The following is a 22754-nucleotide window of genomic DNA, read 5'->3' as shown; positions in this document are numbered from 1 at the left end:
ATTCCCGTGCTGCAACGCACAAAGATCACGCCTTTCAGGCATCCTCTCCTAAAACCTTATATGGCCGGTTTCGTACCGGCCTTTTTTTTCGTCCGCGCGATCGCTGCGCGACGCCTTGGCCCTCCGCCGACCCGCGCACTTGCTTTCGTCACCCGCCAAAGCTATCTGCCGCGCTTCCGACAGCGAGGACGGACCGCCGCCGCTGCCCTTCACAGGGAGCGGTCAGATGGTTTATGCCTCGCATCTCAATTTTCTCAATCAGCGGGTTCGAAGAACATCGTGGCGAAAACGTCCCCTCTCGAATTCATCCAGCAGGTCCGCAACGAGACCGCGAAGGTCACGTGGCCGACGCGTCGCGAAACAGTGATGACCGGCGTGATGGTGGTGATCATGACGACGATCCTCGCGCTGTTCTTCCTGGGCGTCGACTCGATCCTGCAAGCGATCGTCTCCGCTCTCCTCAAACTCGCTCAGTAAGCAAGGTTCCGTCATGGCGCGCTGGTACATCATTCACGCCTATTCGGGCTTCGAGGGCAAGGTCCGCGACTCGATCATGGCCGAGGCGACCCGCATGGGTCTCGAACAGCTCGTCGAGCAGATCGAAGTCCCGACCGAAACCACGACCGAGGCCCGCCGCGGCAAGAAGATCGCGGTCGAGCGCAAGTTCATGCCGGGCTATGTGCTCGCCAAGCTGAACATGAACGACGACGTGTATCACCTCGTCAAGAACACGCCCAAGGTGACCGGCTTCCTTGGCAGCATGGGCAAGCCGCAGGCGATCAGCGAGGCGGAAGCCACGCGGATGCTCAACAGCAAGGAAGAGGCCGCCGCGGCCCCCAAGCAGAAGGTCAAGGTCGACTACGAGATCGGCGATCAGGTCAAGGTTCTCGACGGTCCGTTCGCGACCTTCAACGGCCTGGTCGAGGAACTCGATTTCGACCGCAGCCGCGTCAAGGTGTCGGTGTCGATCTTCGGTCGCGCGACGCCAGTCGAGCTCGAGTTCGAGCAGGTCGAGAGAAGCAAGTAACGCGCAAAGCGTTACTTGCGGCCGCACAGGATCAGCGCGAGCTGATCCTGAGACGGCCTCGACCGGCCGGCGGGCCAACGGCCCGGCCGACGACGCGGGATTTACTCCCGCGTCGCGTTTTGGCGCACGAGACGCGGCCTAGTGAATACCTGCACCTCTGACACCGTTCTAGCTGCTTGAGATCCTGACTTTCGTCAGGATGACAGGAGAGGGGATGCGTCCCGGGTAGTCCGCAGTTGGCTACAGAGTGCACAATGTTGGTGCGTCTGGGGACCGCGCCAATAGGGCCTTAGTAGGCGGGCCGTACCAAGCTGCCTCGGCCCGGCCCGTTACAGCCTCACGCTCTCGGCCACCGCCCGAAACGCCGCGGCACTGCGATCGTAATAATAGAGGCCCGGCGCCTCATAGGTGATCAGGTACAGCTTGCCCGCGATCACCGCGCCGCGCGCCTCGCCGCGGCGCTGGAGCGTCTCGTTCTGCTTCGAAAAGCTGTAGGTGAAGCGCACCCCCTTGTTGCCGGCAAAGGGCAGCGGCTCGACGAGGTCGACCTTGAACGACGCCGCACCCAGCGCGACGCGGTAGCTGTTTTCGAGCAACACCGGGATATCGGTGATCAGCATCGTCGCCGACACCTTCGGCAGCGGCTGGTTCTTCTTGTCGACCTCGCGGAACAGCGGCCGGCCGGCCTCGATCCCGCCATAGAAGGTGAGGTCGTTCAAATCGTCGCCGTCCTGCGTCCAGCTCTCCGAATTGCGCCCCGGACGCGCGCCCAGCTTGTTCCATTCGATGCTCGGCACCACCGTCATCGCGGACTTGGCGACCGCGACGCGCAAACCGGGTGGAATGAGCGTGTTGCCGGCCATGGCGGGGGCGGCGAGCGCGAACACGGCCAGGGCCGAAAGCCCAGTGCGATACGTGATGGACATGATCTTCCTCATTGCGAGACCAGGGTGGCGATGAGCGCGGCGTCGGGCGCGGCCGGCTTCAGGCGGAGATAGGTGGCGAGCGCGGCCTGCCCTTCGGCGGCCTGCTGGTTGCGCAGCAGCGCGAGGCCGAGCCCGCGATACGCTTCGACCGGAGCATCGCCGCGACCGATCGCCTCCTGGTAGAATTGCGCCGCGCTGACGAGATCGCGGGGATTGCCGCGTTCGCGGTACAGCTCGCCGCGCGCGTAGAGCAGCGGCGTCGTCCAGCCGCTGCCCGCGGCGAGGTTCGCCAGGATATATTCGCTGCCGCCGAAATCGTTGAGCTTGATCTGGTCGTTGAGGAAGATCGGCAACCATGCCGCCATCGCCGCCTGATGCGTATCGACGACGACGGACTTGGCCTCGGCGATCCCGAGCGACGCGGCGCGCAGATAGGTGGCCCGTGCAAGCTCGGTCGGGTGGGAAGCGAAGAAGCCCGCGACATATTTATGCTGCGCCCTGCCCCTGCGCCCCAGCGCGGTCGCGTCGGACTCGCCCATGATATGGTCCCAGACATCGGCCGCGGCCGAGCCCGGATAGCAAGACCGCGCGAGATACCGGAAGCCGATCATGTCGGCCTCGCGCTCCTGCGCGCGATCGAAGGCGTAGATCTGGCCGATCGCCGCATATTGGATGTCGCCGCTGTTGCGGATGAGGATCGACGCCCACGCCATCAGATCGGTGCCGCTCCGCCGGTTCCTGAACCCCAGCACGCTATGCCGCAGCTCGAAATGGCCGAATTCATGACCCAGGATGGCGCCGAGCTCGGCCTCGTTCCGCACGCGGAGCAGCAGCCCCGACCAGACGATCATCGTCCCGTTGGGCGCCATCGACGCGTTGAACGCGGGAACCCGCTCGATATAGATCCGCACGGACCGGCAGCGATCGTCCCCGACGGTGCGACACAATACCCCGCGGACATAGGCGTTGAGCGCCGGATCCCGGATCACCGATGGAGATTCGCGCAACCGTCGCTCGTCCTCGTCCGCCTCCATCCACACCCCGCGTTCGTCGACCGTGGTCGGGGTATAGGCCTGCGAATAGGTCGGCAGCGCCAGCCGCCCCGTGTCGCCGGCGCCAGTCGCCATACCCGCCGCGCCGCTCGCGAAAACCGTCGCGCCGAGCAGCAGCGCTGCCACGTGAGTGCGCATGTCAGCGGACCGCGGCGGGGGTGCCGGAGACGGGCGCCTCCACCGGTTTGCCCGGAAAGCCCTCGAACAACTGCCGGACACGCTTGCCCGCGCCCGCCGGATCGCAGACGTCGCCGCCCATCTGCATGTCGGCGTTCAACCAGACGAGGTCGCCGGTGCGCAGGTCGACGAGCCCGGCAAACCCCTTGTGGACGCCAGCGGTCACGCCGACGTTCGCCATCGCCGCGAAGAGCTGCAGCACCTTGCGCCCTGTCGAACCGAAATGATCCTCGGTGGTGATGAACAGCGCGTAATCCGCATTGGCCAGGCCTGGCAGCGCGCCGACCTCGCGGCCGAGCCCCCATTCGAACTGGTCCTTGCGCTTCTTGGTCGGCAGGCGGTTGCCCGCGAAGAACTGATACTCGATCACCGACGACGCGACCGCGTCGAACAGCTCCTGATATTCCGCCACCCGCGCCGAGTCCGCACCGACCGGCTCTGCATAGGCGACGACGCTGTTGCCGAGCCCCGTCTGCGCAGCCGCGAGCGCGGCGGCGAGGTTTTCCTTCGCCTGATCGGTCCAGTCGGCATTGGGTTCGAACATCCCGCCCGTCGACTGCGCGCCGACCAGGATCGACGGCCGCATCAGCACGACCCGCGCGGTACCAGGCTTGAGCACGAAGCCGGGCTTCGCACCGGTCTTTTCCTGCGCAAAGGCAGGCGCGGCGGCGAGCAGCGACAGGCACAACGCGGCAAGCAGCGTGCGAAAAGGTTTGACCATGATCCCCCCGATATCGTCGGATGCTCGATCCGATCGCGGTCGATGCTAGCCGACAATATGGTTCGCACTCGGAGATTATTGGGTCGGGTTTGATCGATACCTGCCGGGTCATACCCCCATGACCGGTACGCATCCGCGACCTCGTGATCGCCCCGCCGCGGCTGCACCGCAGTGTCGAGCCCTCCCCGCCCAAGGGAGGACTCGACCGCGATCAGAACCCGACGCTGATCGTGCCGAAGACCTGGCGCGGGGCGACCGGGAACTGGTTGAACGTGCCGCTCGCCGCACCGATGCTAAGCGTCGAGGCGGCGAGCTTGTTGGTGATGTTCGTCACGTTCAGGCTGACCGTCGCGGTCTTGACGATCTGCCCTTCCGACAAGGGCACGCGCGCGGCGATCCGGCCCGACAGCGTGAAGTAGGACTTTACCGACAGGTCGTTGGTGTAGGTCGCGTACCGCTTGCCGATATAATCCCCGATGAGCTGCGCGTCGAAGATGTCGTAATTGGCCGAAGCGGTGAACTTGTTGAGCCAGTCGGGGCTGCCCGGCACCTTCTTGCCCGCGGTGCCGACCGTGGTCGTGCCGCTGACATAGTCCTGCTCATAGCGCGAGTTGTTGTACGACAGCGCGTCGTAGAACGAGAAGTGCGGGCCGAACCGGATCGTGCCCGCAATATCGACGCCATCGGTCTTCACCGCGCCGACATTCTGGAGGATCGCCGCGCCGCTGACGACCGCGGTGACCACCGGCGTCGGGCTGATGCCGAGCAGGCGGTTGCTGAAATCGACGTGATACACGCTGATCTGGCCCTCGAACCCGGTGATCGGGCCAAGGCTGAGCGCGTGATGCGAGCGGAGGCCCGCCTCGTACGTCCAGCTCGTCTCGGGCTCGACATTGTCCTTGAACAGATCGAACGCAGCCTGGCTGCCGAGCGCGAACGGCGACAGGCCGGCGGCGGCACTGGTCTGGAACTGGCGGATGTTCTTCTGGACGTTGACGAACACCTGCTCGGTGTCGGTCGCATCCCACAGCGCGCCAAGCTGCGGCAGGAAGTATTTGTGCGTGTCGATCTTGCCGACCGGCAGCGCGACCGAGCCGGTGAACGATCCCGGGATCGGCTGGGTCGGTACGCGCTGCGACGCGTTCTGGAACGTGCTCTTGACGCCGCCCTGGAGCGTGAGGGTCGGCAGCAGCTTCCAGCTATCCTGGATGTGCGCCTGGTATTCGTCGACGCGCACTTCGCTATGATATTGCGTGATCAGCGGAGTCAGCGAGTCGCGGGGACGCTGATACGGCGTCGTGGGGTCGTTGACGGGGAACGGATACCAGCGGCGATAGGCCGACGAGCTCTGATGCTCGTACCAGGCACCGAACTCGATGTGATGCGCGCCGAGATCGATGCCGACGGTCGACACGAGGCCACCGCGGGCGATGCGATATTCGGTCGTCCGCGTCGCCAGCCCCGATCCGCCGAACACCGTCGTCAGGTTCTGGCCGGGATAATAGAACGAGAACAGCTTGGGCAGGCCGGCGACGTCGATCGGGCCGCCGATGATGCCGACGCCGTCATTATGATGGTAATAGGCCTGGTTCGAGAAGGTCACGCGGTCGCTGACGTTCCAGTCATATTTGACGTAGCCGAGATAATCGGTCCGCGCGGCGACGCCGTAATAGTTGCTGTAGTTGGAGCCGTCGGCCTTGTACGCGCCCGAGTTCAGATAGTTGAGCATCCCCTGGAAGTCGGGGAACTTGAACGGACGGACATACGGCGCAGTACCTTGCGTCGCGGTGGTGATGACGGTCGAGTCTTCGTTCGGCTCGGTCTTGTCCGAATAGGCCGCGTAGAGCGTCAGCTTGCCGTTGGAATCGTCATGGACGAACTTCGCATTGGCCTGATACCCGCCCTGGATACCGTTGAAATCCCACGCCTTCGCCTTCTGGCGCGAGCCCGAAATGTAGAAGCTGTTGCCGTTGCCGAAGGTGCCGCTGTCGATCCGCGCGAACAGTCGCGAGGTCGAATGGCTGCCGAGCGTCTGGTCGATCTGCACGCCCATTTCCTTGCGCGGATCGCTCGAGAAGGTGTCGATCGTGCCGCCGAGGTTGCTGGTCGATGCAGTGCCCAGATCGCCCGCGCCGCTGGCCAGCGTCACGCGCGAGACATTCTCCGAGATGATCGCACGTTGCGGCGACAGGCCGTTGTAATTGCCGTAATTCTGGTCGCCCAGCGGCAGGCCGTCGAGCGTGTAGCCGAGCTGTTGCGCGTTGAAGCCGTGGACGAACAGCGAGATGTTCTGTTCGTTGTTGCCCCATGGATCGGCGGTCAGGAAGGTCACGCCCGGCAGCGTCTGCAACGCCTTGAGCGGGCTGACGCCGGGGAGGATCTTCTGCATGTCGACGCCGCTGATCTGCGCGACCGAGCGCGTGGCAGTGCCGGTGACGACGATCGTGTCGTCCTGGCCGGCGGCCGGCACGGGCTCGGGCGCGGCGACCGGCGCGGGGGAGCCGGGCTCGGCGTCCTTGGCGACCAGAGATTGCGCCGATACGGCGACCGGTACGAACCCGACCGCGACCGCGACCGCGACCGCGACCGGGCCGACAGCGCCGCACAACAGCCGTGCGGCGGTACGAGAAAACATCGTCATTCTTGAAAACCCCTAGCGAGATCGGTCGATCATCACTCCCCGGGGCGGCACCTATGGCGGCGCGGCGACAGTCGGGTGACCGTTTCGCTACAGTTTTAATTTGTGCGACAGCGTGTGACGATTGGGTATCACTAGGCGGGTATCAATAAGCGGGGATCACCAGGCGAGAGGGGCGCAGCAGGGTGTTGCCGCTCTGCGCGTTTTCGGCTATGCGCGCCGGCTTCCACCTTCACTGTTGGAATTGCGGGAGGCTGTCGCGAGATGGCCGCCATCACCGCTAGGCTCACATAAAGAGAGTGACATGGCTAAAAAGATTACCGGATACATCAAGCTGCAGGTGCCTGCAGGCGAGGCAAAGCCCGCGCCGCCGATCGGGCCTGCGCTGGGTCAGCGCGGCGTGAACATCATGGAGTTCTGCAAGGCGTTCAACGCCGGCACGAGCGAACTGAAGAAGGGCATGCCGATCCCGACCGTCATCACGGTCTATGCGGATCGCTCGTTCTCGTTCGAGACCAAGACCCCGCCGGCATCGTACCTGATCAAGGAGGCCGCTGGTCTCAAGTCGGGTTCGAAGGAGCCGGGCAAGGTCGTCGCTGGCAAGATCAAGCGCTCGCAGCTGAGCGAGATCGCCACGACGAAGATGAAGGACCTCAACGCCAACGATATCGACGCTGCGACGAAGATCATCGAAGGCAGCGCCCGCGCAATGGGCCTCGAAGTGGTGGAGGGCTGATATCATGGCTAAGCTGAGCAAGAAGCAGAAGGCCATCACGGTCGACCTCGTCAAGCTGCACGGCATCGACGAGGCTATCGGTCTCGCACGGTCGGGCGCCACGTCGAAGTTCGACGAGACGATCGAAGTCGCGCTGAACCTGGGCGTCGATCCGCGTCACGCAGACCAGATGGTCCGCGGCGTCGTCACGCTGCCCAAGGGCACCGGCAAGACCGTCCGCGTCGGCGTGTTCGCCCGCGGCGCAAAGGCTGAAGAGGCCCTTGCAGCAGGCGCAGACGTCGTCGGCGCGGAAGACCTGATGGAAACCATCCAGGGTGGCACGATCGATTTCGATCGCTGCATCGCGACCCCGGACATGATGGGCATCGTCGGTCGCCTCGGTAAGGTGCTGGGTCCGAAGGGCCTGATGCCGAACCCGAAGCTCGGCACGGTGACGATGAACGTCGCCGCCGCGGTCGAAGCCGCCAAGGGCGGTCAGATCGAATACCGCGTCGAGAAGGCCGGCATCATCCATTCGGGCATCGGCAAGGCGTCGTTCCCGGCGGAAGATCTGCGCGCGAACTTCGACGCACTGGTCGACGCAGTGGTCAAGGCCAAGCCGACCGGCGCCAAGGGCAAGTACGTCAAGAAGGTCGCGATCTCGTCGACCATGGGTGCAGGCATCAAGGTCGACACGACCGAAGTGGCTGGCGCCTAAGCCCGAGCCGCACGTGGCTAGCGAACGCTAGCCACGTATGGCGACAGGCCGGCCGGCGCGGGCAACCGCGACCGACGAGGACGGGACTCATTCTTGTCCTGCTGCTGAAATCGAAAAGGGCCGGGAGCGATCCCGGCCCTTTTTGCGTGTCCGGTCGAGATGAATACCCATCCTCCCCCGCCAGGGGGAGGTGGCGCCGAAGGCGACGGAGGGGGGGACGCGCAACGCTGGACGTCGCGTGCCACCTTCAGAGCGACGCTGGACGTCGCTTACCGCCCTCTCCGTCCGGCAAGAGCCAGCCACCTCCCCCTGGCGGGGGAGGATCGGAACGTGGCGTTCCGCACGAACGCCCGCTTCATTCCGCCGGCGCGCGTCCTGCAGCGAGTGCCGTCGCAAACACCGAAACATAGTGCGTCACGCGCGCTTCCTCGACGTCGGGCGCACAGGCCGCCGTCATATCGGGCGCGACGATCCGCCCGGTGATGATCGCGACGAGCGTCCGCGCGAGATCGGCCGCACTGCCAGGCTGGAACGTGACGCCGACACCCTGCGCGACCCGCTCTGCCATCCCGCCGATCGCGCTGCACAGGATCGGCCGGCGCGCGACCAGTGCCTCCTGGATCACGACGGGGGAGTTCTCCCACCAGATCGAGGGCACCACGATCCAGTCATATTGGCGCATCAACGCGACGACATCGCCATTGGCGTAGCGCCCCTCATTGGCCACCACGTCGGCGTTCGCCTCAAGCAATGCGGCAATCTTCGCCCGGAAATCGCTGCCCTGCGCGTCGAAGTTCGCGCCGTGGATCCCGACCGACAGCGACGCGCGAAGCGGCTTCGGGATCTGCGACACCGCGCCGAGCAGCACGTCCAACCCCTTGTAGGGATTGACCTGTCCGAAGAAGCCGATCCGGATCGCCAGCCGATCGGCGTCGTCCGCCACCCCGCGATCGGGCGCGTTTCCCTGGGCGATCACATCGGGCGACAGCGGGTTGTCGATCACCGTGATGCGCGCGCGGTCGAGACCCCAGGCGACGAAGCGGTCGGCGAGGAACGCGCTCGGCGACACGAACCTGGCGATGGGGGCGAGACGCTGGAGGATCATCCGCTTGCGCAGGTAGAATTCGCCCGCGCTGTGGTGCGGGAAACAGGCCGCGCATGCCGCTGGCGACTCGGCGCGGCAGAGCCGGCCGTCGGTCTTGATCATCTGCCCGTCATGGTGACAGATCAGCAGGAATTCGTGCAGCGTCAGCACGATCGGCACGCCCGCCCGCCCGAGAAGCTCGACGATGTCGATGCTCCAATAGGCGAGATGCTCGATATGGACGAGGTCGGGGCGGAAGCGCTCGAGCAATTGCTCGACCATCGCCTCCAGCACCGCGAACTGCGTGCTTTCCAGCGAGAAATGGTCCTGCTCGGGGGGATCGGCGAGGATCTCGGTCGGGCTGGCCTGAAACGCCCCGAACGACGCATCGTGACCGATCGCGCTGCGCGGTGCGCGCGCGACCAGCACCGGTGCAACGTTGTCGCGTTCCAGCAGGCGCGCATACAGCGCGTGCGCGGCCTGTTCGCCGCCGCCGGTGGAGAAGGCGGGATGCCCGTGCGCGAGGATCAATACACGCATCGTCACGCTGCAAGATCCTCGTGCCAGCGCGCGTTGAAGCGGATGCAGTTCAGATAGGTGATCGCGCTGCGCAGCGCGTCGCCGCCGCTGTGGACGAGCGACTGGCGTTCGAGGTGCCGCATCCCACCGGTCCGGACCAGACCGACCGGACGACCGCCCGCGACGGACCGCAGGCACAAGTCCGCATCCTCGAAATCGCCGCGGACATAGCCCGGATCGAACCCGCCAAGCGCATCATACCAGTCCCGCGCGATCATCATCATCGCCCCGGTGACCGCGGGTACGCCGATCGTCATCGCCGCGTCCGCCGCGATCGGCTCGGGCGGCAATCCCTTGCCCAGATGTTCGGCGGCGAACAGGTCATGCACGTGGCGTCCCCTGCGCAGGACCATCCCGTCATGTTGCAGCGTATCGTCCTCATACAGCAGCCGGAACCCGACGATCCCGAACCGGCCTCGGTCCAGTTCGGCGGTGGCGACCGTCAGGGCCTGCCCATCCTCGATCCACACGTCGGAGTTCTGGAACAGCAGCAGCGGCGCGGACGCGACTCTGGCGCCGATCGCGTTGGCGACCGAAAACCCGTAATTGCCGCCGTTGATGACCAGGGTCGTCGGTCGATCGATCAGGCCGCGTCGATCCATCAGGTAATTGCGGACGACCAGATGCTGGCGTGGATCGTCGCTGACATAGATGAACTCGGTGCCCGCCGGATAGGCGGCTTGGTTGGCGAGGATCGCGCGCAGCAGGAACGGCCGCGCGTATAGCGGCACGATCACCGACAGCCGCGGCGGCGCGGTCGGTTCGCGCAGACGCAGCACCTCATGCGTGACGGCCGGGGCAGACTGGCCCGTCAGCAACGGCCTGACATGCCGCACCATCACCGCGGGCGACGGCAGCGCGCCGCCGCCGAAATGGGTGGTGAAATTGTTTAAGGCGTTCTCGACGCTGTCGATCCGATCGGCGGCCAGCACGAGCGCGCCGAGCGGGCGCACCCTGCCACCATGGTCGGCCAGCACGAACAGCAGCGCGTTCTCGCGATCCACCAACGGCAAGGTCGTCAGGAACCCATGATGCGAGGTCTCGACCGCCGCCCCGCGGCGTCGCATCGCGTCGGCGACGTCGGGACGGTCGAAGGTCGCCAGATCGCTTCCCGCGCGTGCCGCGTCGAGCGTGTCGGTGAGGACGACGAGCTGCCGCGTGGCGGCATTCTCGATCCAGCCGCTGACGATCACGCCGCCACCGACCCGCGCCCAGCTATCGAGGAAGATATGCGGCGTTTCGACCGCGCAACCGCCGTCCAGTCCCCATTGCAGCGCGCGCGCGACGGCGGGCGCGAACAGCGCGCCGCCGATGACGAGGTCGATCGGCCAGCGCTGGTCGGCCGCGACCCCATCAGGCCCCACCACCAGCCTCGCCATCGCAAAGGCCTGGGCGTGGACGATGTCGCCCGCGGCATCGAGTACCGTCAGCGTCAGTGGCGCCCCGACCAGATCGAGCCCCGCGAACGGCTCGACCGCGATACCGATCGCGCAGCCGACGTCGATCGCCGCATGGCCGTAAAGCTCGGCGACGTCGGCGCGGTCGAACCGGACGCAGCATTCTACCCCGGCCTCGCCGACGCGACCATCGCTGGTCTCCAGGCGGAAGGTCACCGGATCGTCCTCGCCCACCGTCCACCCCGTCAGGACGATCTTGCCGGCGACGACGACGCCGGAATCGATAAACATGGTCTCGACGGTCATAATTCGGATGGCCTCTTGGTGGCGCAGATGATGAGGCGGTCGAGCTCGCACGCGCGCGGTTCCGGCCGGTCCGGAACGCTCCGATAGTCAGGCTTTCCCGCCCCCGCGTGTCCGATCAGGCCGGTGAGACGGTTGCCGGCCAGCGCTACACCCCCGCCGATACCATAGCTGTGGCGGAAGGGTGCGCAAGCGTGTGATCCTTACCGGAACCCCGCTCGATATTGACTGCCTAGGCAATCATTGCCAATGCAGCGATATGGACTTTTACACGAAAGAGGCATTCGGCCCCGATTGCTCGCTGGGGTTTCTCGCCCGGCGTCTGCACCAAGGCGTACAGGGCGCGCTCGAGCCGCTGTTCGCCGAGGCCGGGCCAACCATGACGCAGTGGTCGGCGATGGTGTCGATCTGGTTTGGACGGGCGAGCACCAGCGCGGATCTCGCCCGCGACCTCGCGCATGATCCGGGGGCGACGACCCGGCTCGTCGATACGCTCGAACAGCAGGGCTGGCTCACCCGCACCCGCGCGACCGACGATCGGCGCGTCGTCAAGTTGATGCTGACCCCCGCGGGCACGGCGGTGACGCTGGAATGTCGCGATCTGGCGGTCGACTATTGGAACCGCGTGCTGGCGGACTGGGATCGCAGCGACGTCGAAACGTTGATCGCGCTGATGCAGAAACTGCGCGGGACTCTCGAATCGGCGGCGATCGAGGACCGAGGGGCATGATCCGCATGAAACCGCACGCCGCGACGACGATGGCCGCATTGGTCGCGACGGGATTGCTCGCCGGCTGTGCCGTGCCCGCCTCGCAGACGACGGTAACGCCGATCGCCGCGCCGGCGCTTGGCCTGACGGATCCCCGCCCGACCGCGATCGCCGCGGACTGGTGGCGGGGGTTCGGCGATCCGCAGCTCGACCGGCTGGTCGCGGATGCGGTGGCGGGCAATCCGTCGCTCGATGCCGCGCTGGCGAGGGTCACGCAGGCGCAGGCGGTGCTTTCGACCAACCAGGCGGACTTAGGACCCGATGTCACGCTCGACACGCAGGCCCAGGTCGCGCGGCTGAGCGGGCGCTACACGATCCCGCCGCCTTATGCCGGGACGACCCGGTTCGTCGGCACCGCGGCGGCGAACCTGTCGTGGAACCTTGATCTGTTCGGCCGACAAAAGGCGGCGATCGCAGGCGCCCGCGCGTCGGTGCGCGCGGCGGCGCTCGATCTCGCGGCGGCGCGGCTCGCGCTCTCGGGCGCGGTGGTGCAGACCTATATCGATCTCGAACGGGCCGAGGCGCAGGCGGGGATCGCGACGCGGACGATCGCAACGCGCGAGAACACGCTGCGGCTGGTCAACGTCCGGATCCGCAACAAGCTCGGCAGCAAGCTCGATGCGCAGGCGGCGACGACGTTGCTCGCGCAGGCGCGCCAGGCGTTGCTGCGCGCGCAGGCCGGGCAAGTGCTCGCCAGGAACGCACTCGCAGCGCTCGCAGGCCGGGGCGTGGACTATCCCGCGACGATCCGCGCGACGGCGTTGAAGCTCGATGCGGTGGTGCCGTTGCCCGCCACGGTGCCCGCCGACCTGCTCGCGCGCCGCGCCGACATCGCGGCGGCGCAGGGACGGATCGAGGCGGCGGCGGCCGGGCGCCAGGTCGCGCGGCGCGCCTTCTATCCCAACGTTAATCTCGCCGCGCTGGCGGGGTTCCAGGCGGTCGGGCTCGGCAATCTGCTGTCGCTCGATGCGGGGACGGTCGGCGTCGGGCCGGCGATCCATCTGCCGCTGTTCGACAATGGTCGGCTGAAGGCGGATCTGGCGGGCGCGACCGCTGCGTTGGACCTCGCCACGTCGAGCTACAACGACCGCGTGGTCGGCGCGGTACGCGAGGCGGCAGATGCGGTGGCGCGGATCGGCGCGCTGGACGCCGATCGCGCGCGGCAAGCCGAGGTCGTGCGCGGCTATGCCGAGACCGGGCGGTTGAACGCGATCCGCGTGTCGAGCGGGCTCGATAGCCGGCTCGACCTTGTCGACAACGACGTGCGGTTGCTCGCGGCCGAACAGGCCGATGCCGATCTTGCCGCGGATGCCGCGCAACAGCGGGTCCAACTCGTGTTGGCACTGGGCGGCGGCTTTGATTTTCAGGATATGACACGATGACCGATACGCAGACCCCGCCCCCCGCGCCTGCCCCCGACCCCGCGCCCGCCGGCAATCCGCGGGGTCGCAAGCGCGCGCTGACGATCCTCGGCGTGATCGTCGCGATCGGCGCGATCGTTTGGGCGGTGTTCCATTTCCTGCTAGCAGCACCCGAGCAGGAAACCGACGACGCCTATGTCGCAGGCGACGTCGTCGCGATCACCGCGCGCGATCCGGGCCAGGTGACCGCGATCCATGCCGACAACACGCAGGTCGTGAAAGCCGGCCAGCCGCTGATCGACCTCGACGCGGCGACCGCGGACGTCGGCGTCGCGTCGGCAGAGGCGGAGCTCGCCCGCGCGGTACGCTCGACCCGGTCGGACTTTTCGAAGGTGAACGAGACCGGGGCTGCGGTGGTGCAGGCCGAGGCCGAGCTGGCGCGCGCGCGCAACGACCTTTCGCGCAGGCGGGGTGCGGCGGCCGAGGGCGCGATCTCGGGCGAGGAGCTGAGCCATGCGGCGGATCAGGTGAAGGTGGCCGCGGCCACGCTGCAGCTCGCGCGCAGCCAGCAGGCGCAGTCGCGCAGCGGCGTCGCGGGCACCACCGTGTCGAACAATCCCGCGGTGATGGCGGCGATCGCGGCCTATCGTCGCGCGGCGATCACGCGCAGCCACATGCATGTCGTCGCGCCGATCGACGGCGTCGTCGCGCAGCGGACGGTGCAACTCGGGCAGCAGGTCTCGGCGGGCATGCCGCTGATGGCGGTCGTGCCGCTCGACCGGGTGTGGGTCGATGCGAACTTCCGCGAAACGCAGCTGCGCGATCTGCGGATCGGGCAGGCGGCGACGGTGACCGCGGACATGTATGGCGACGATCTGGTCTATCACGGTCATGTCGTCGGCCTGGGGGCTGGCAGCGGCAATGCGTTCGCACTGCTGCCGCCGCAGAATGCGAGCGGCAACTGGATCAAGATCACGCAGCGCGTGCCGGTGCGGATCGCGCTGGACAAGGGCGAACTGCGGCGCAACCCGCTGCGCGTCGGACTGTCGGTGACCGCGACGGTCGAGACCGCGGACACGTCCGGCACGATGGTCGGCCGGCCCGCCAAGGCTGCGTACAAGGGGCTCGCGACGGGCACCGGCGACGCCGCCGTCGAGGCGAAGATCCGCCAGATCATCGCGGCGAACCGGTGATGATCGCGGGGCGTTCCCTCCCGTCATGTCGGGCCGTTGTCGGCGTCCCCCTCCTTGTTCTCCCGCGAAGGCGGGAGCCCATTCTGGGTCCCCGCCTTCGCGGGGAAACAATCTTGGTGCTGGCCGCCCGCCCGCATTCCACACCACCCCGGCGGAGGCCGGGGCCCAGTTGGAGAGGTGGTCGTAACAACGTGCTGTCTCCCATTAGCAACGTTTCCCAACTGGGCCCCGGCCTCCGCCGGGGTGGTGGCCTGGTGGGAATATTTTCCGCCCTCCGGACCGCCTGCTGATGGCCGCCCCCGCCCCCTCCACCACCGGCCCCGCCCCGCTCGTCGGCGGATCGCTCGCGCTGACCGCGTTCGCGCTGGCGCTCGGCACGTTCATGCAGGTGCTCGATACCACGATCGCCAACGTGTCGCTGCCGACGATCGCGGGCAATCTCGGCGTCAGCAGCGACAATTCGACCTGGATCGTCACCGCCTTCGCGGTCGCCAATGGCGTCGCGGTACCGCTCACCGGGTGGCTGATGGGCCGGTTCGGCGTCGTGAAGACGTTCTGCACCTCGGTCGTCCTGTTCACGCTCGCCTCGTTCCTGTGCGGCATCGCGTGGGACCTGCCCTCGCTGATCGGCTTTCGCGTGCTGCAGGGCGCGGTGTCCGGGCCGATGATCCCGGGCAGCCAGGCGCTGCTGATCGCGATCTTCCCCGCGCACAAGCGCGGTACCGCGCTGGCGATCTGGTCGATGACGACTCTGGTCGCACCGATCATGGGGCCGATCCTCGGCGGCTACATCTCCGACAATTATCACTGGAGCTGGATCTTCCTGATCAACGTGCCGTTCGGGATGTTCTGCGGCTTCGTGTGCTGGAACAAGCTCGGCAAGCGCGACACACCGACGCGCAAGCTGCCGATCGACCAGGTCGGGCTGATCCTGCTGGTGGTGTGGGTCGGCGCACTCCAGATCGTGCTCGATCTCGGCAAGAACGACGACTGGTTCGCCGCCGACCGGATCGTCATCGCGACGATCGTCGCCGCGATCGGCTTTGTCGGCTGGCTGATCTGGGAGCTGACCGATGCCAACCCGGCGGTGAACCTGTCGCTGTTCAAGAACCGCAACTTCGCGATCGGCACCACCGCCTTCTGCCTCGGCTATGCGGTGTTCTTCGCCAACACGCTGCTGCTGCCGCTCTGGCTGCAGACTCAGATGGGCTATACCGCGACCTGGGCCGGGCTGGTCGCGGCGCCCAGCGGCGTGGTCGCGGTGATCCTGACGCCGTTCGTCGCCAAGCTCGCGGGCAGGTTCGACGCGCGCATCCTCGCCAGCGTGGCGTTCGCGGCGTTCGGCTATTCCTATTACCTGCGCTCGGGCTACACGACTTATGCGAGCTTCTACGATTTGATGCTGCCGATGCTGGTGCAGGGGATCGCGATGAGCACCTTCTTCCTGTCGATGCTGACGATCTCGTTCGATCGCATCCCGGCCGAACGGCTCCCGTCGGCGACCGGCATCTCGAACTTCGTCCGGATCACCGCGGGCAGCTTCGCCGCATCGCTGATCACCACCGCCTGGGACCGTCGCGAGACGCTGCACCAGAGCCGGTTGTCGGACGCGGTCGGCGCGGCGTCGCCCTACCAGATGGCGCGCGAGGGGCTTGCGCGGATGGGGCTGACCGACGTGCAAGCGGCAGCGGTCATCACCCGGCAGATGGTCGGGCAAGCCTATCTGCTCGCCTCGACCGACCTGTTCCGGCTGTCGTCATGGCTGTGCCTCGCACTGATCGTGCTGGTCTGGTTCACCCGCCGGCCCGATCCGCCCAAGGGCCCGATCGCGGCGGACTGAGGCAGGTCATCGCCGGGTCAGCCGCAGCCGCACGCCGTTGCCCGCGCGCAGCGTCAGCCGGCTGATCGGCTCGGGATCGTCGCCGGGGATCGTCGCCAGATCGAAGCTGGCGACGATCCCCGCCAGCGTCAGCAGCGCCTCCTGCTGCGCGAACCCCGCGCCGATGCAGACGCGCGGGCCCTTGCCGAACGGCAGATAGGCGTGGCGACAGGCCTGCGCCTGCGCCGGATCGTCGAACCGATCGGGATCGAAGCCGTGCGGCTCGGGGAAATTATCGCGGTTGCGCTGCACCAGCCACGGCGAGACGACCAGCATCGCGCCGGGCTCGAGATGCTTGTCGCGCATGTCGACCGGACAGGTGACGCTGCGCACGAGGAAGCTGAGCGGCGGATACAGCCGCAACGTCTCGCGGAAGACGTTGCGCGTGACGGTCAGCCCCTTGAGCGACTCGTAGGTCAGCGGCGCATTGCCCGCCTCGGCGCGGATCGCGTCCTGCAAGGCGGGGTCGCGCGCGAGCAGGTACAGCGCCCAGGTGATCGCGCTCGCCGCGGTCTCGTGCCCGGCGAGGAAGATCGTCGAGATCTGCTCCATCACCTCCCGTTCGGTGAACGCCGCGCCGGTGGACGGATGGCGCGCATCGATCAGCGACTGGAGGATATCCTCGCCCCGGTCGTGCGTCGCGGCATAGCGCGCGGCGACGATCCCCGCGAAAACCGCGTGGATCCGTTCCGCGGCGCGACGCGCCCGGCCCTGATAGCCGAGCCCCGGCAGGCGATAGAGCCGCAGCATCGAATGGCGCTGCGCCTGTTTCTGATAGTCGTGGAACGCATCGAAGATCTCGCGCGCGCCATCCGCATCCAGCGCACATGAGAACATCGTCCTGAAGATCACGTCAGCCGCGACATGCGTCGCCAGCGGGTCGATCGCGACCGGCTGCGACAGATCGCGCGCACGCATCGTCGCGAGCAGATCGTCGACCGCCGCGGCCATCATCGGGAACACGCGCTTCAGCGCGGTATGGCTGAACGCCGGGTTCACCATCGCCCGCTGGTCGTGCCAGTCCTGCCCGTTCGACGAGAACACCGAATTGCCGATCAGCGGATCCAGCAGGTCGTGGAGAAAGGCGTGCTTGGGAAATATCTCCGCATCGGTCTCGAGGATGCGGCGGACCAGCGGCAGCTCGTTGGCGATGTAGAACGATAGCGCAGGCAGATGCATTTCGCCCATCTTCATCGTGTAGCTCTTGTCGAACAGCGCGTGGATCCACGAATTCCAGCCACGCAGGAAACGTTTGAGCAGCGACGATCGGGTGGCGTGCGGCGGCGGATAGGGCGGCGTGAAGCGGACCGTCATGCGATCGCCCGGAAGGCAAGGACCGAGGCCTCGATGCCACGCGCGGAGGCGGTGAGGCTCGGCAGGTCGAGCGGGCTCACCCGATCGCCGACGCGCAGGTAATCAAAGTGGATCTCGTATTTGTTGCGCCAGCCCTTGTGATAGGTTTCGGGCGTGTAGAAGCGGTGGAAGCGCGGGCTGAGCAGGTCGATCCGCGGGCGTGGCGCCGGGCCGACCAGCAGCAGCGGGTTCGCGCCGAAGAACGCCGCCCCGTCGGGTGGCGAGCCGATATCGATCCAACGGAAATCCTGCGCCGACAGATAGCGGAGCCTTGCGTGGAACCCCGTCGCGTCGCGGCGGCAGGCGATCAGCGGAATGCAGTGGCCATAGGTGACGAGCACGAAATTCGCCGGCAGCGTACCGCCATGGCGTTCGAGCAGCCGCGCCATCAACAGCATCGCGAGAATCGAGCCGTTGCTGTGGGTGATTAGGAGCACCTCGTGATGATCAGCGTGTAGATCGCGTGCGATCTCGTCGGCGAATGCATCGAGCCGTGCCTGGAGCGCGGAGCTGCCCTCGCCGTCGCCGAACTCGCCGTTGAACACGGCGAACCGCAGCAGCCACGGCGCGCGGATCGCGTCGAGCACCGGGACCGCGGCCGCGCCGCCGATGACGAGGCCGACGCCGAGCGCGAGCCACCATGGCAGCCAGACCAGCGCGACCAGGACCACCGGCAGCGCAAGCAGCAGCGGCAACACCAGGCTCAGGATCGGCGGATACAGCATCGTTACCAGCGGGCCGATCGCCAGCGCCCTGACAGTCGCGAAATCGTACAGCCGTGCGTGATCGCGGTACACGCGCGCGGCACGGATCCCGAGCTGCACAGGATTGCGGATCCACGCCTGCCGGACGATGTCCTCCCACCGCAGGACGCTATAGTCGGTGGTCACGTCCGCGGTGTCGTTGCGCACCGTCCAGTCGCTGCGGATCGGCGACCCCGTACTGCGCGGCGAGACGGTGACGGTCTCGCCGGTCTTGTCGGCATAGCGGCCAAGCTGTTCCTTGGCGAGATTGTAATAAAATCGCACGCCACGTGGGTCAAACCCACCTAGGTAAAAGACTTTACGCTTGAATGTCGTCACAATCGCCGCCTACTTCCCGTATGCCGACCGACCAGATACCGCCCGAGCGCAACTATTGTCACTTCCTGGACCACCGCAAATATAATCGCAATCGGGGCTGCCAATTGCATGACAATGCATATGGCATTGCCGGGGGCGGCAGCGAACGGGTCCGTTGGGCTGCCGATACTGTACTTTACCGAAGAATGCGCGAACAGGGGGACCCGATGGCGCTACCGACACTGATCGCATGTCTCGGCTTTGGTTGGTTTTTCTTCAACTACCATGCAGGTTGCTGGCTTTGGCGCGGGCAGATGCTGCGGCGCTTCGTGAAGGCACCATCGTGATGACCGCAGCGCTTCCGACCCGGCGTGTGACCGTCGGCGGGGTGACGTTCGCGGCGGACCTTCCGTTCGTCTTCGTCAGCGGACCGTGCCAGATCGAATCCCGCGACCACAGCTTGCGGCTCGCCGAGCATCTGGCCGCCGCGACGCGAACCGCCGGCGTACCGTTCGTGTTCAAGGCGTCGTACGACAAGGCGAATCGAACCTCGGGGCTCGGCCAGCGCGGCATCGGCCTCGACGAGGGACTCCGCATCCTCGGCGATGTTCGCGACGCGTTTGGCTGCCCGGTGCTCACTGACGTCCATGCGGTCGATCAGGTCGCCGCGGTGGCGGACGTCGTCGACATCCTCCAGATCCCCGCCTTCCTGTGCCGGCAGACCGACCTGCTGCTCGCGGCGGGGCGATCGGGGCGCGTGATCAACGTCAAGAAGGGCCAGTTCCTCGCCCCGTGGGACATGACCGCGGTCGCGGCGAAGATCGAGTCGACCGGCAACACCGGGATCGTCCTGTGCGATCGCGGCGCCAGCTTCGGCTACAACACGCTCGTGTCGGACATGCGCGCGCTGCCGATCATGGCGCGGACGGGCTATCCGGTGATGTTCGACGCGACTCATTCGGTACAGGCGCCCGGTGGCCTTGGCGATTCCTCCGGGGGCGACCGCAGCTTCGCGCCAGTGCTCGCACGCGCCGCCGTCGCGGCGGGGGTCGCCGCGGTCTTCGCCGAAGCGCATGACGATCCGGCCAACGCACCGTCGGACGGCGCGATCATGCTGCCGCTCGAGTGGATCGCGCCGCTGTTGGCCAAGCTGGTCGCGATCGACGCGGTCGTAAAGGGCTAGCCGCGCTACGGACGCACGTCCCACGCGATCGCCACCGGCGGGGTATGCGCCGCGACCGCGATCGTTCCATAGGCACCGGTGCGCAGCGGTGCGGCGTCGGGCAGCGCGAACCGCGCACTGCCGTTGCTGGTGACGATCAGCAGCGTGCCGACGGCCTTCGCCAGCGTCTCGCGCCAGGCGGTACGCCGCATATCGGCATCGACGCGCCAGCCGGCGGGCGGGATCGCGTCCGTCTTCCACGCATCCAGCGCCCGCTGGCCGAGCCGCGCAACGACCGCCGCCTCGCAGCGATCCTCGTCGGGACCATGGTCGATCTCGCGGAGCCATTCGGCGATCGTCACCGCGCACTTCTGCCCCGCCGCCGCCAACAGGATGTCCGCGGTCTGTCGGGTCCGCTGCAAGGGACCGCAGACCACGCGGTCGAAGACGATCCCGCGCCGGGCGAAATCCTGGCCAAGCGCGCGCGCCTGATCCCGGCCGTGGACCACCAGCGGCAGATCGGTACGACCGCCGATCCGCCGCGGTGCATCCCCCGCGGCGAACGTATTGCCATGCCGGACGACGAAGACGCGCGCCATCATGGATCGTCCAGCGGGTCGCCATGCGCCGCGATCAGCGCCTCCGCCCGGACGATATCGGCCTCGGTATCGATCCCCGATATGTCGAACCGCGCGGGCGCGATCTCGACCGCGTCGATCGTCAGCCCAAGCTCGAGCAACCGCAGCTGCTCAAGCCCTTCATAGCGTTCGAGATCGCTCGGCGCCGCAGCCTCGAACGCCTGCAGCGCCGCGAGCCGGTACGCGTAGAGCCCGGTATGGCGCCACACCGGAGAGAGCGCCGCTGATTGCGACCGCACCGTCGCTTCGTCGCGGATCGCGGGCAGGATCTGTTTCGAGAACCACATCGCGCGCCCCGCGGCCGTCCGGACGCAGGTCGTGCCGCTGAACGGCGCGGTGCGTTTGTGCACGCGCAGCGCATCGAGCGCGGACCAGTCGAGCCGCACCACCGAGGTCGCGATATCCGCGCTGCCCGCCGACAGCGCGGATACGACCGCGGCCACCGAGCCGGGCGACTGGAACGGCGCATCGCCCTGGAGATTGACGACGATTCCGGGCCGCCCCCTCCCCCGCGGCCGTGCGGCCAGCGCCGCGGCGAGCGCGCGTCCCGATCCCGACGTGATCGCCCCCCGCGTCATCACCGCGTCGCACCCGATCGCGCGGGCATGCGCCGCGATTTCCGGCGTATCCGTTGCGACCACCAGCGCGACATCGTCGAGCTGCGCGATCGCACGGCGGGCGAGCCCGATCGTCCGATGGAGCAGGCTGAGACCGGCGATCGTCCGCAGCGGCTTCATCGGCAGCCGCGAGGAGCCGCCGCGGGCCGGAATGGCGACCAGGATAGTCAGGCTATCCCCGCGCGCAACGTATCGTGCATGTGGATGACGCCGAGGAGATAGCCCGCTTCGACGACGAACATCATCGTCACGCTGTTCGCCTGCATCCTGCGAAGCGCCTCGGACGCGAGTTCGTTCGGGGCGATCTCGATCGGGTTGGGCGTCATCCACGCCCCCACCCGCGCGCCCATGTTGCCGCCACCGGTGATCGTCCGCCGCAGATCGCCATCGGTAAAGGCGCCGACCAAACGGTCGTCTGCGTCCACGACCGCGGTTCCGCCGAACCGGGCGCGGGTCATTTCGGTGGTGGCATCGAGCAGCGTCGCGTCACGGCGGACCTTGGGCACGTCCGCGCCGGTCGACATCAGGTCCTGCACCTTGAGCAATTGCGCGCCGAGCCGGCCATTGGGGTGGAATTTGTAAAAGTCGTCCGCCGAAAATCCCCGCAGATCGACCAGCGCCATTGCCAGCGCATCGCCCAGCACGAGTTGCAGCATCGTCGAGGTGGTCGGCGTCAGCTGGATCGGGCAAGCCTCGCGGACGGCGGGCAGGTTGAGCAGCACATCGGCCGCGCGCCCCGCCATGCTCTGCGCACGCGAGGTGATCGCCGCCGTCGGAATACCGAACCGCTTGCAATAGGTGATGATCGGGGCAAGCTCGGCGCTCTCGCCTGAGAGCGTGATCATCAGCACCAGATCCTTGTCGGTGATCATGCCGAGATCGCCGTGCCCCGCTTCGGCGGGATGCAGGAACATCGAGGGGGTGCCGGTCGAGGTTAGCGTCGCGGTCAGCTTGCGGCCGATGATCCCGCTCTTGCCCATGCCCGTGACGATCACACGGCCGCGGAGCCGATAGATCTGCTGCACCAGCCGTTCGAATGCATCGCGAAACGGGCCGTCACCGAAGCGGTCGAACAGCGCCTCGAGCCCTTCCGACGTGATCGCCAGCGTGCGAAGTGCGGATGCCGCGGTCCGCGACAACGGCAGTATTCGCGCTTCCCCCTTCAGCAGCCCCGTCATCACCCCGCCCCCCAGCGCGATTTAAAGTCTTCCGATGCTTCAACTGTCGTCGCCTATGACAGTATCGCAGACGTGATCCGGCACCCTTCGGCAACTTACCATTTGCCGGACAGCATCTCCATCAAGACCATGTTGGTTTTAATCTTACGCGGAGCGATCGAGAGGGGCCAATAGTTGACCCTTACAATCGGCCAGGGGCGCGGGGG

21 protein-coding genes are annotated in these 22754 nt (G+C 66.9%); 10 read left to right on the top strand and 11 right to left on the bottom strand.

The window, feature by feature from the left end; all coding sequences use genetic code 11:
• Positions 1-279 precede the first annotated feature (279 nt).
• Positions 280-477: a preprotein translocase subunit SecE gene (gene secE, locus C8J26_RS12060; protein ID WP_056047594.1), complete on the top strand. Its 198-nt coding sequence runs from the start codon at positions 280-282 to the stop codon at positions 475-477.
• A gap of 13 nt (positions 478-490) precedes the next feature.
• The gene (nusG, locus tag C8J26_RS12055; protein ID WP_055872668.1) at positions 491-1027 is read left to right on the top strand and encodes a transcription termination/antitermination protein NusG; all 537 of its coding nucleotides are present in this window, start codon (positions 491-493) and stop codon (positions 1025-1027) included.
• 329 nt (positions 1028-1356) lie between these two features.
• Here the strand turns inward: nusG and C8J26_RS12050 are convergent, their stop codons facing one another.
• From C8J26_RS12050 to C8J26_RS12035, 4 genes are all read right to left on the bottom strand, one after another.
• A complete protein-coding gene (locus C8J26_RS12050; RefSeq protein WP_107958914.1) occupies positions 1357-1953 on the bottom strand; it encodes a hypothetical protein in 597 nt (198 codons plus the stop codon).
• An 8-nt stretch (positions 1954-1961) separates the two neighbouring features.
• Positions 1962-3143 (bottom strand): M48 family metallopeptidase, encoded by a 1182-nt coding sequence (locus C8J26_RS12045; protein ID WP_244185278.1) that lies wholly within the window; start codon positions 3141-3143, stop codon positions 1962-1964.
• A gap of 1 nt (position 3144) precedes the next feature.
• Complete coding sequence (locus tag C8J26_RS12040; protein WP_107958334.1) at positions 3145-3903, bottom strand: hypothetical protein; 759 nt, start codon at positions 3901-3903, stop codon at positions 3145-3147.
• Between the two features lie 211 nt (positions 3904-4114).
• Positions 4115-6544, bottom strand: coding sequence for a TonB-dependent receptor (locus tag C8J26_RS12035; RefSeq protein ID WP_244185277.1), 2430 nt, complete (start codon positions 6542-6544; stop codon positions 4115-4117).
• A 301-nt stretch (positions 6545-6845) separates the two neighbouring features.
• Between C8J26_RS12035 and rplK the strand changes: the two genes are divergently transcribed.
• Positions 6846-7277 carry a 50S ribosomal protein L11 gene (gene rplK, locus C8J26_RS12030; RefSeq protein ID WP_031392847.1) on the top strand — a complete coding sequence of 144 codons (432 nt, stop codon included), beginning with the start codon at positions 6846-6848 and terminating at the stop codon, positions 7275-7277.
• Positions 7278-7281: 4 nt separating this feature from the next.
• Complete coding sequence (gene rplA / locus C8J26_RS12025) at positions 7282-7974, top strand: 50S ribosomal protein L1 (protein WP_056411270.1); 693 nt, start codon at positions 7282-7284, stop codon at positions 7972-7974.
• 355 nt (positions 7975-8329) lie between these two features.
• Here the strand turns inward: rplA and C8J26_RS12020 are convergent, their stop codons facing one another.
• Together C8J26_RS12020 and C8J26_RS12015 are read right to left on the bottom strand one after the other, a co-directional pair.
• On the bottom strand, positions 8330-9598 hold the full coding sequence (locus C8J26_RS12020; RefSeq protein ID WP_107958331.1) for a glycosyltransferase: 1269 nt from the start codon (positions 9596-9598) through the stop codon (positions 8330-8332).
• A gap of 2 nt (positions 9599-9600) precedes the next feature.
• On the bottom strand, positions 9601-11340 hold the full coding sequence (locus C8J26_RS12015) for a glycosyltransferase family 2 protein (protein ID WP_107958329.1): 1740 nt from the start codon (positions 11338-11340) through the stop codon (positions 9601-9603).
• A 256-nt stretch (positions 11341-11596) separates the two neighbouring features.
• Here C8J26_RS12015 and C8J26_RS12010 point away from each other — a divergent pair, with 256 nt between their 5' ends.
• The 4 genes from C8J26_RS12010 to C8J26_RS11995 all read left to right on the top strand — a co-directional run bounded on the left by C8J26_RS12010 (position 11597) and on the right by C8J26_RS11995 (position 16500).
• Positions 11597-12067, top strand: coding sequence for a MarR family winged helix-turn-helix transcriptional regulator (locus C8J26_RS12010; RefSeq protein WP_056411276.1), 471 nt, complete (start codon positions 11597-11599; stop codon positions 12065-12067).
• Between the two features lie 5 nt (positions 12068-12072).
• A complete protein-coding gene (locus C8J26_RS12005) occupies positions 12073-13488 on the top strand; it encodes an efflux transporter outer membrane subunit (protein WP_107958911.1) in 1416 nt (471 codons plus the stop codon).
• Positions 13485-14660 carry an HlyD/EmrA/EmrK family protein gene (locus C8J26_RS12000; RefSeq protein ID WP_107958327.1) on the top strand — a complete coding sequence of 392 codons (1176 nt, stop codon included), beginning with the start codon at positions 13485-13487 and terminating at the stop codon, positions 14658-14660. Before C8J26_RS12005 ends, C8J26_RS12000 begins: the two co-directional genes overlap by 4 nt.
• Positions 14661-14949: 289 nt before the next feature.
• A complete protein-coding gene (locus tag C8J26_RS11995) occupies positions 14950-16500 on the top strand; it encodes a DHA2 family efflux MFS transporter permease subunit (protein ID WP_107958325.1) in 1551 nt (516 codons plus the stop codon).
• A 6-nt stretch (positions 16501-16506) separates the two neighbouring features.
• On the opposite strand, the gene C8J26_RS11990 is transcribed toward C8J26_RS11995, so the two are convergent.
• Together C8J26_RS11990 and C8J26_RS11985 are read right to left on the bottom strand one after the other, a co-directional pair.
• The gene (locus tag C8J26_RS11990; RefSeq protein ID WP_107958323.1) at positions 16507-17853 is read right to left on the bottom strand and encodes a cytochrome P450; all 1347 of its coding nucleotides are present in this window, start codon (positions 17851-17853) and stop codon (positions 16507-16509) included.
• The gene (locus tag C8J26_RS11985; protein ID WP_244185275.1) at positions 17850-18920 is read right to left on the bottom strand and encodes a hypothetical protein; all 1071 of its coding nucleotides are present in this window, start codon (positions 18918-18920) and stop codon (positions 17850-17852) included. The genes C8J26_RS11990 and C8J26_RS11985 overlap by 4 nt, the downstream gene beginning before the upstream one ends.
• 74 nt (positions 18921-18994) lie before the next feature.
• On the opposite strand from C8J26_RS11985, the gene C8J26_RS11980 reads away from it, so the two are divergent.
• Together C8J26_RS11980 and kdsA are read left to right on the top strand one after the other, a co-directional pair.
• Complete coding sequence (locus C8J26_RS11980) at positions 18995-19300, top strand: hypothetical protein (protein WP_107958319.1); 306 nt, start codon at positions 18995-18997, stop codon at positions 19298-19300.
• A complete protein-coding gene (kdsA, locus tag C8J26_RS11975) occupies positions 19300-20136 on the top strand; it encodes a 3-deoxy-8-phosphooctulonate synthase (protein WP_107958318.1) in 837 nt (278 codons plus the stop codon). Before C8J26_RS11980 ends, kdsA begins: the two co-directional genes overlap by 1 nt.
• A 5-nt stretch (positions 20137-20141) precedes the next feature.
• On the opposite strand, the gene C8J26_RS11970 is transcribed toward kdsA, so the two are convergent.
• The 3 genes from C8J26_RS11970 to C8J26_RS11960 are packed head-to-tail and all read right to left on the bottom strand — an operon-like array spanning position 20142 to position 22548.
• Positions 20142-20717 carry a histidine phosphatase family protein gene (locus tag C8J26_RS11970; RefSeq protein WP_341871503.1) on the bottom strand — a complete coding sequence of 192 codons (576 nt, stop codon included), beginning with the start codon at positions 20715-20717 and terminating at the stop codon, positions 20142-20144.
• The gene (gene kdsB / locus C8J26_RS11965; protein WP_107958910.1) at positions 20714-21532 is read right to left on the bottom strand and encodes a 3-deoxy-manno-octulosonate cytidylyltransferase; all 819 of its coding nucleotides are present in this window, start codon (positions 21530-21532) and stop codon (positions 20714-20716) included. The genes C8J26_RS11970 and kdsB overlap by 4 nt, the downstream gene beginning before the upstream one ends.
• Positions 21533-21537: 5 nt before the next feature.
• Positions 21538-22548, bottom strand: a complete 1011-nt coding sequence (locus C8J26_RS11960; protein WP_107958314.1) for a KpsF/GutQ family sugar-phosphate isomerase — start codon at positions 22546-22548, stop codon at positions 21538-21540.
• Between the last annotated feature and the right edge of the window lie 206 nt (positions 22549-22754).

It is taken from the genome of Sphingomonas aurantiaca (assembly GCF_003050705.1).
Taxonomy (GTDB): domain Bacteria; phylum Pseudomonadota; class Alphaproteobacteria; order Sphingomonadales; family Sphingomonadaceae; genus Sphingomonas; species Sphingomonas aurantiaca.
This window is presented reverse-complemented; position numbering and strand designations above follow the sequence as displayed.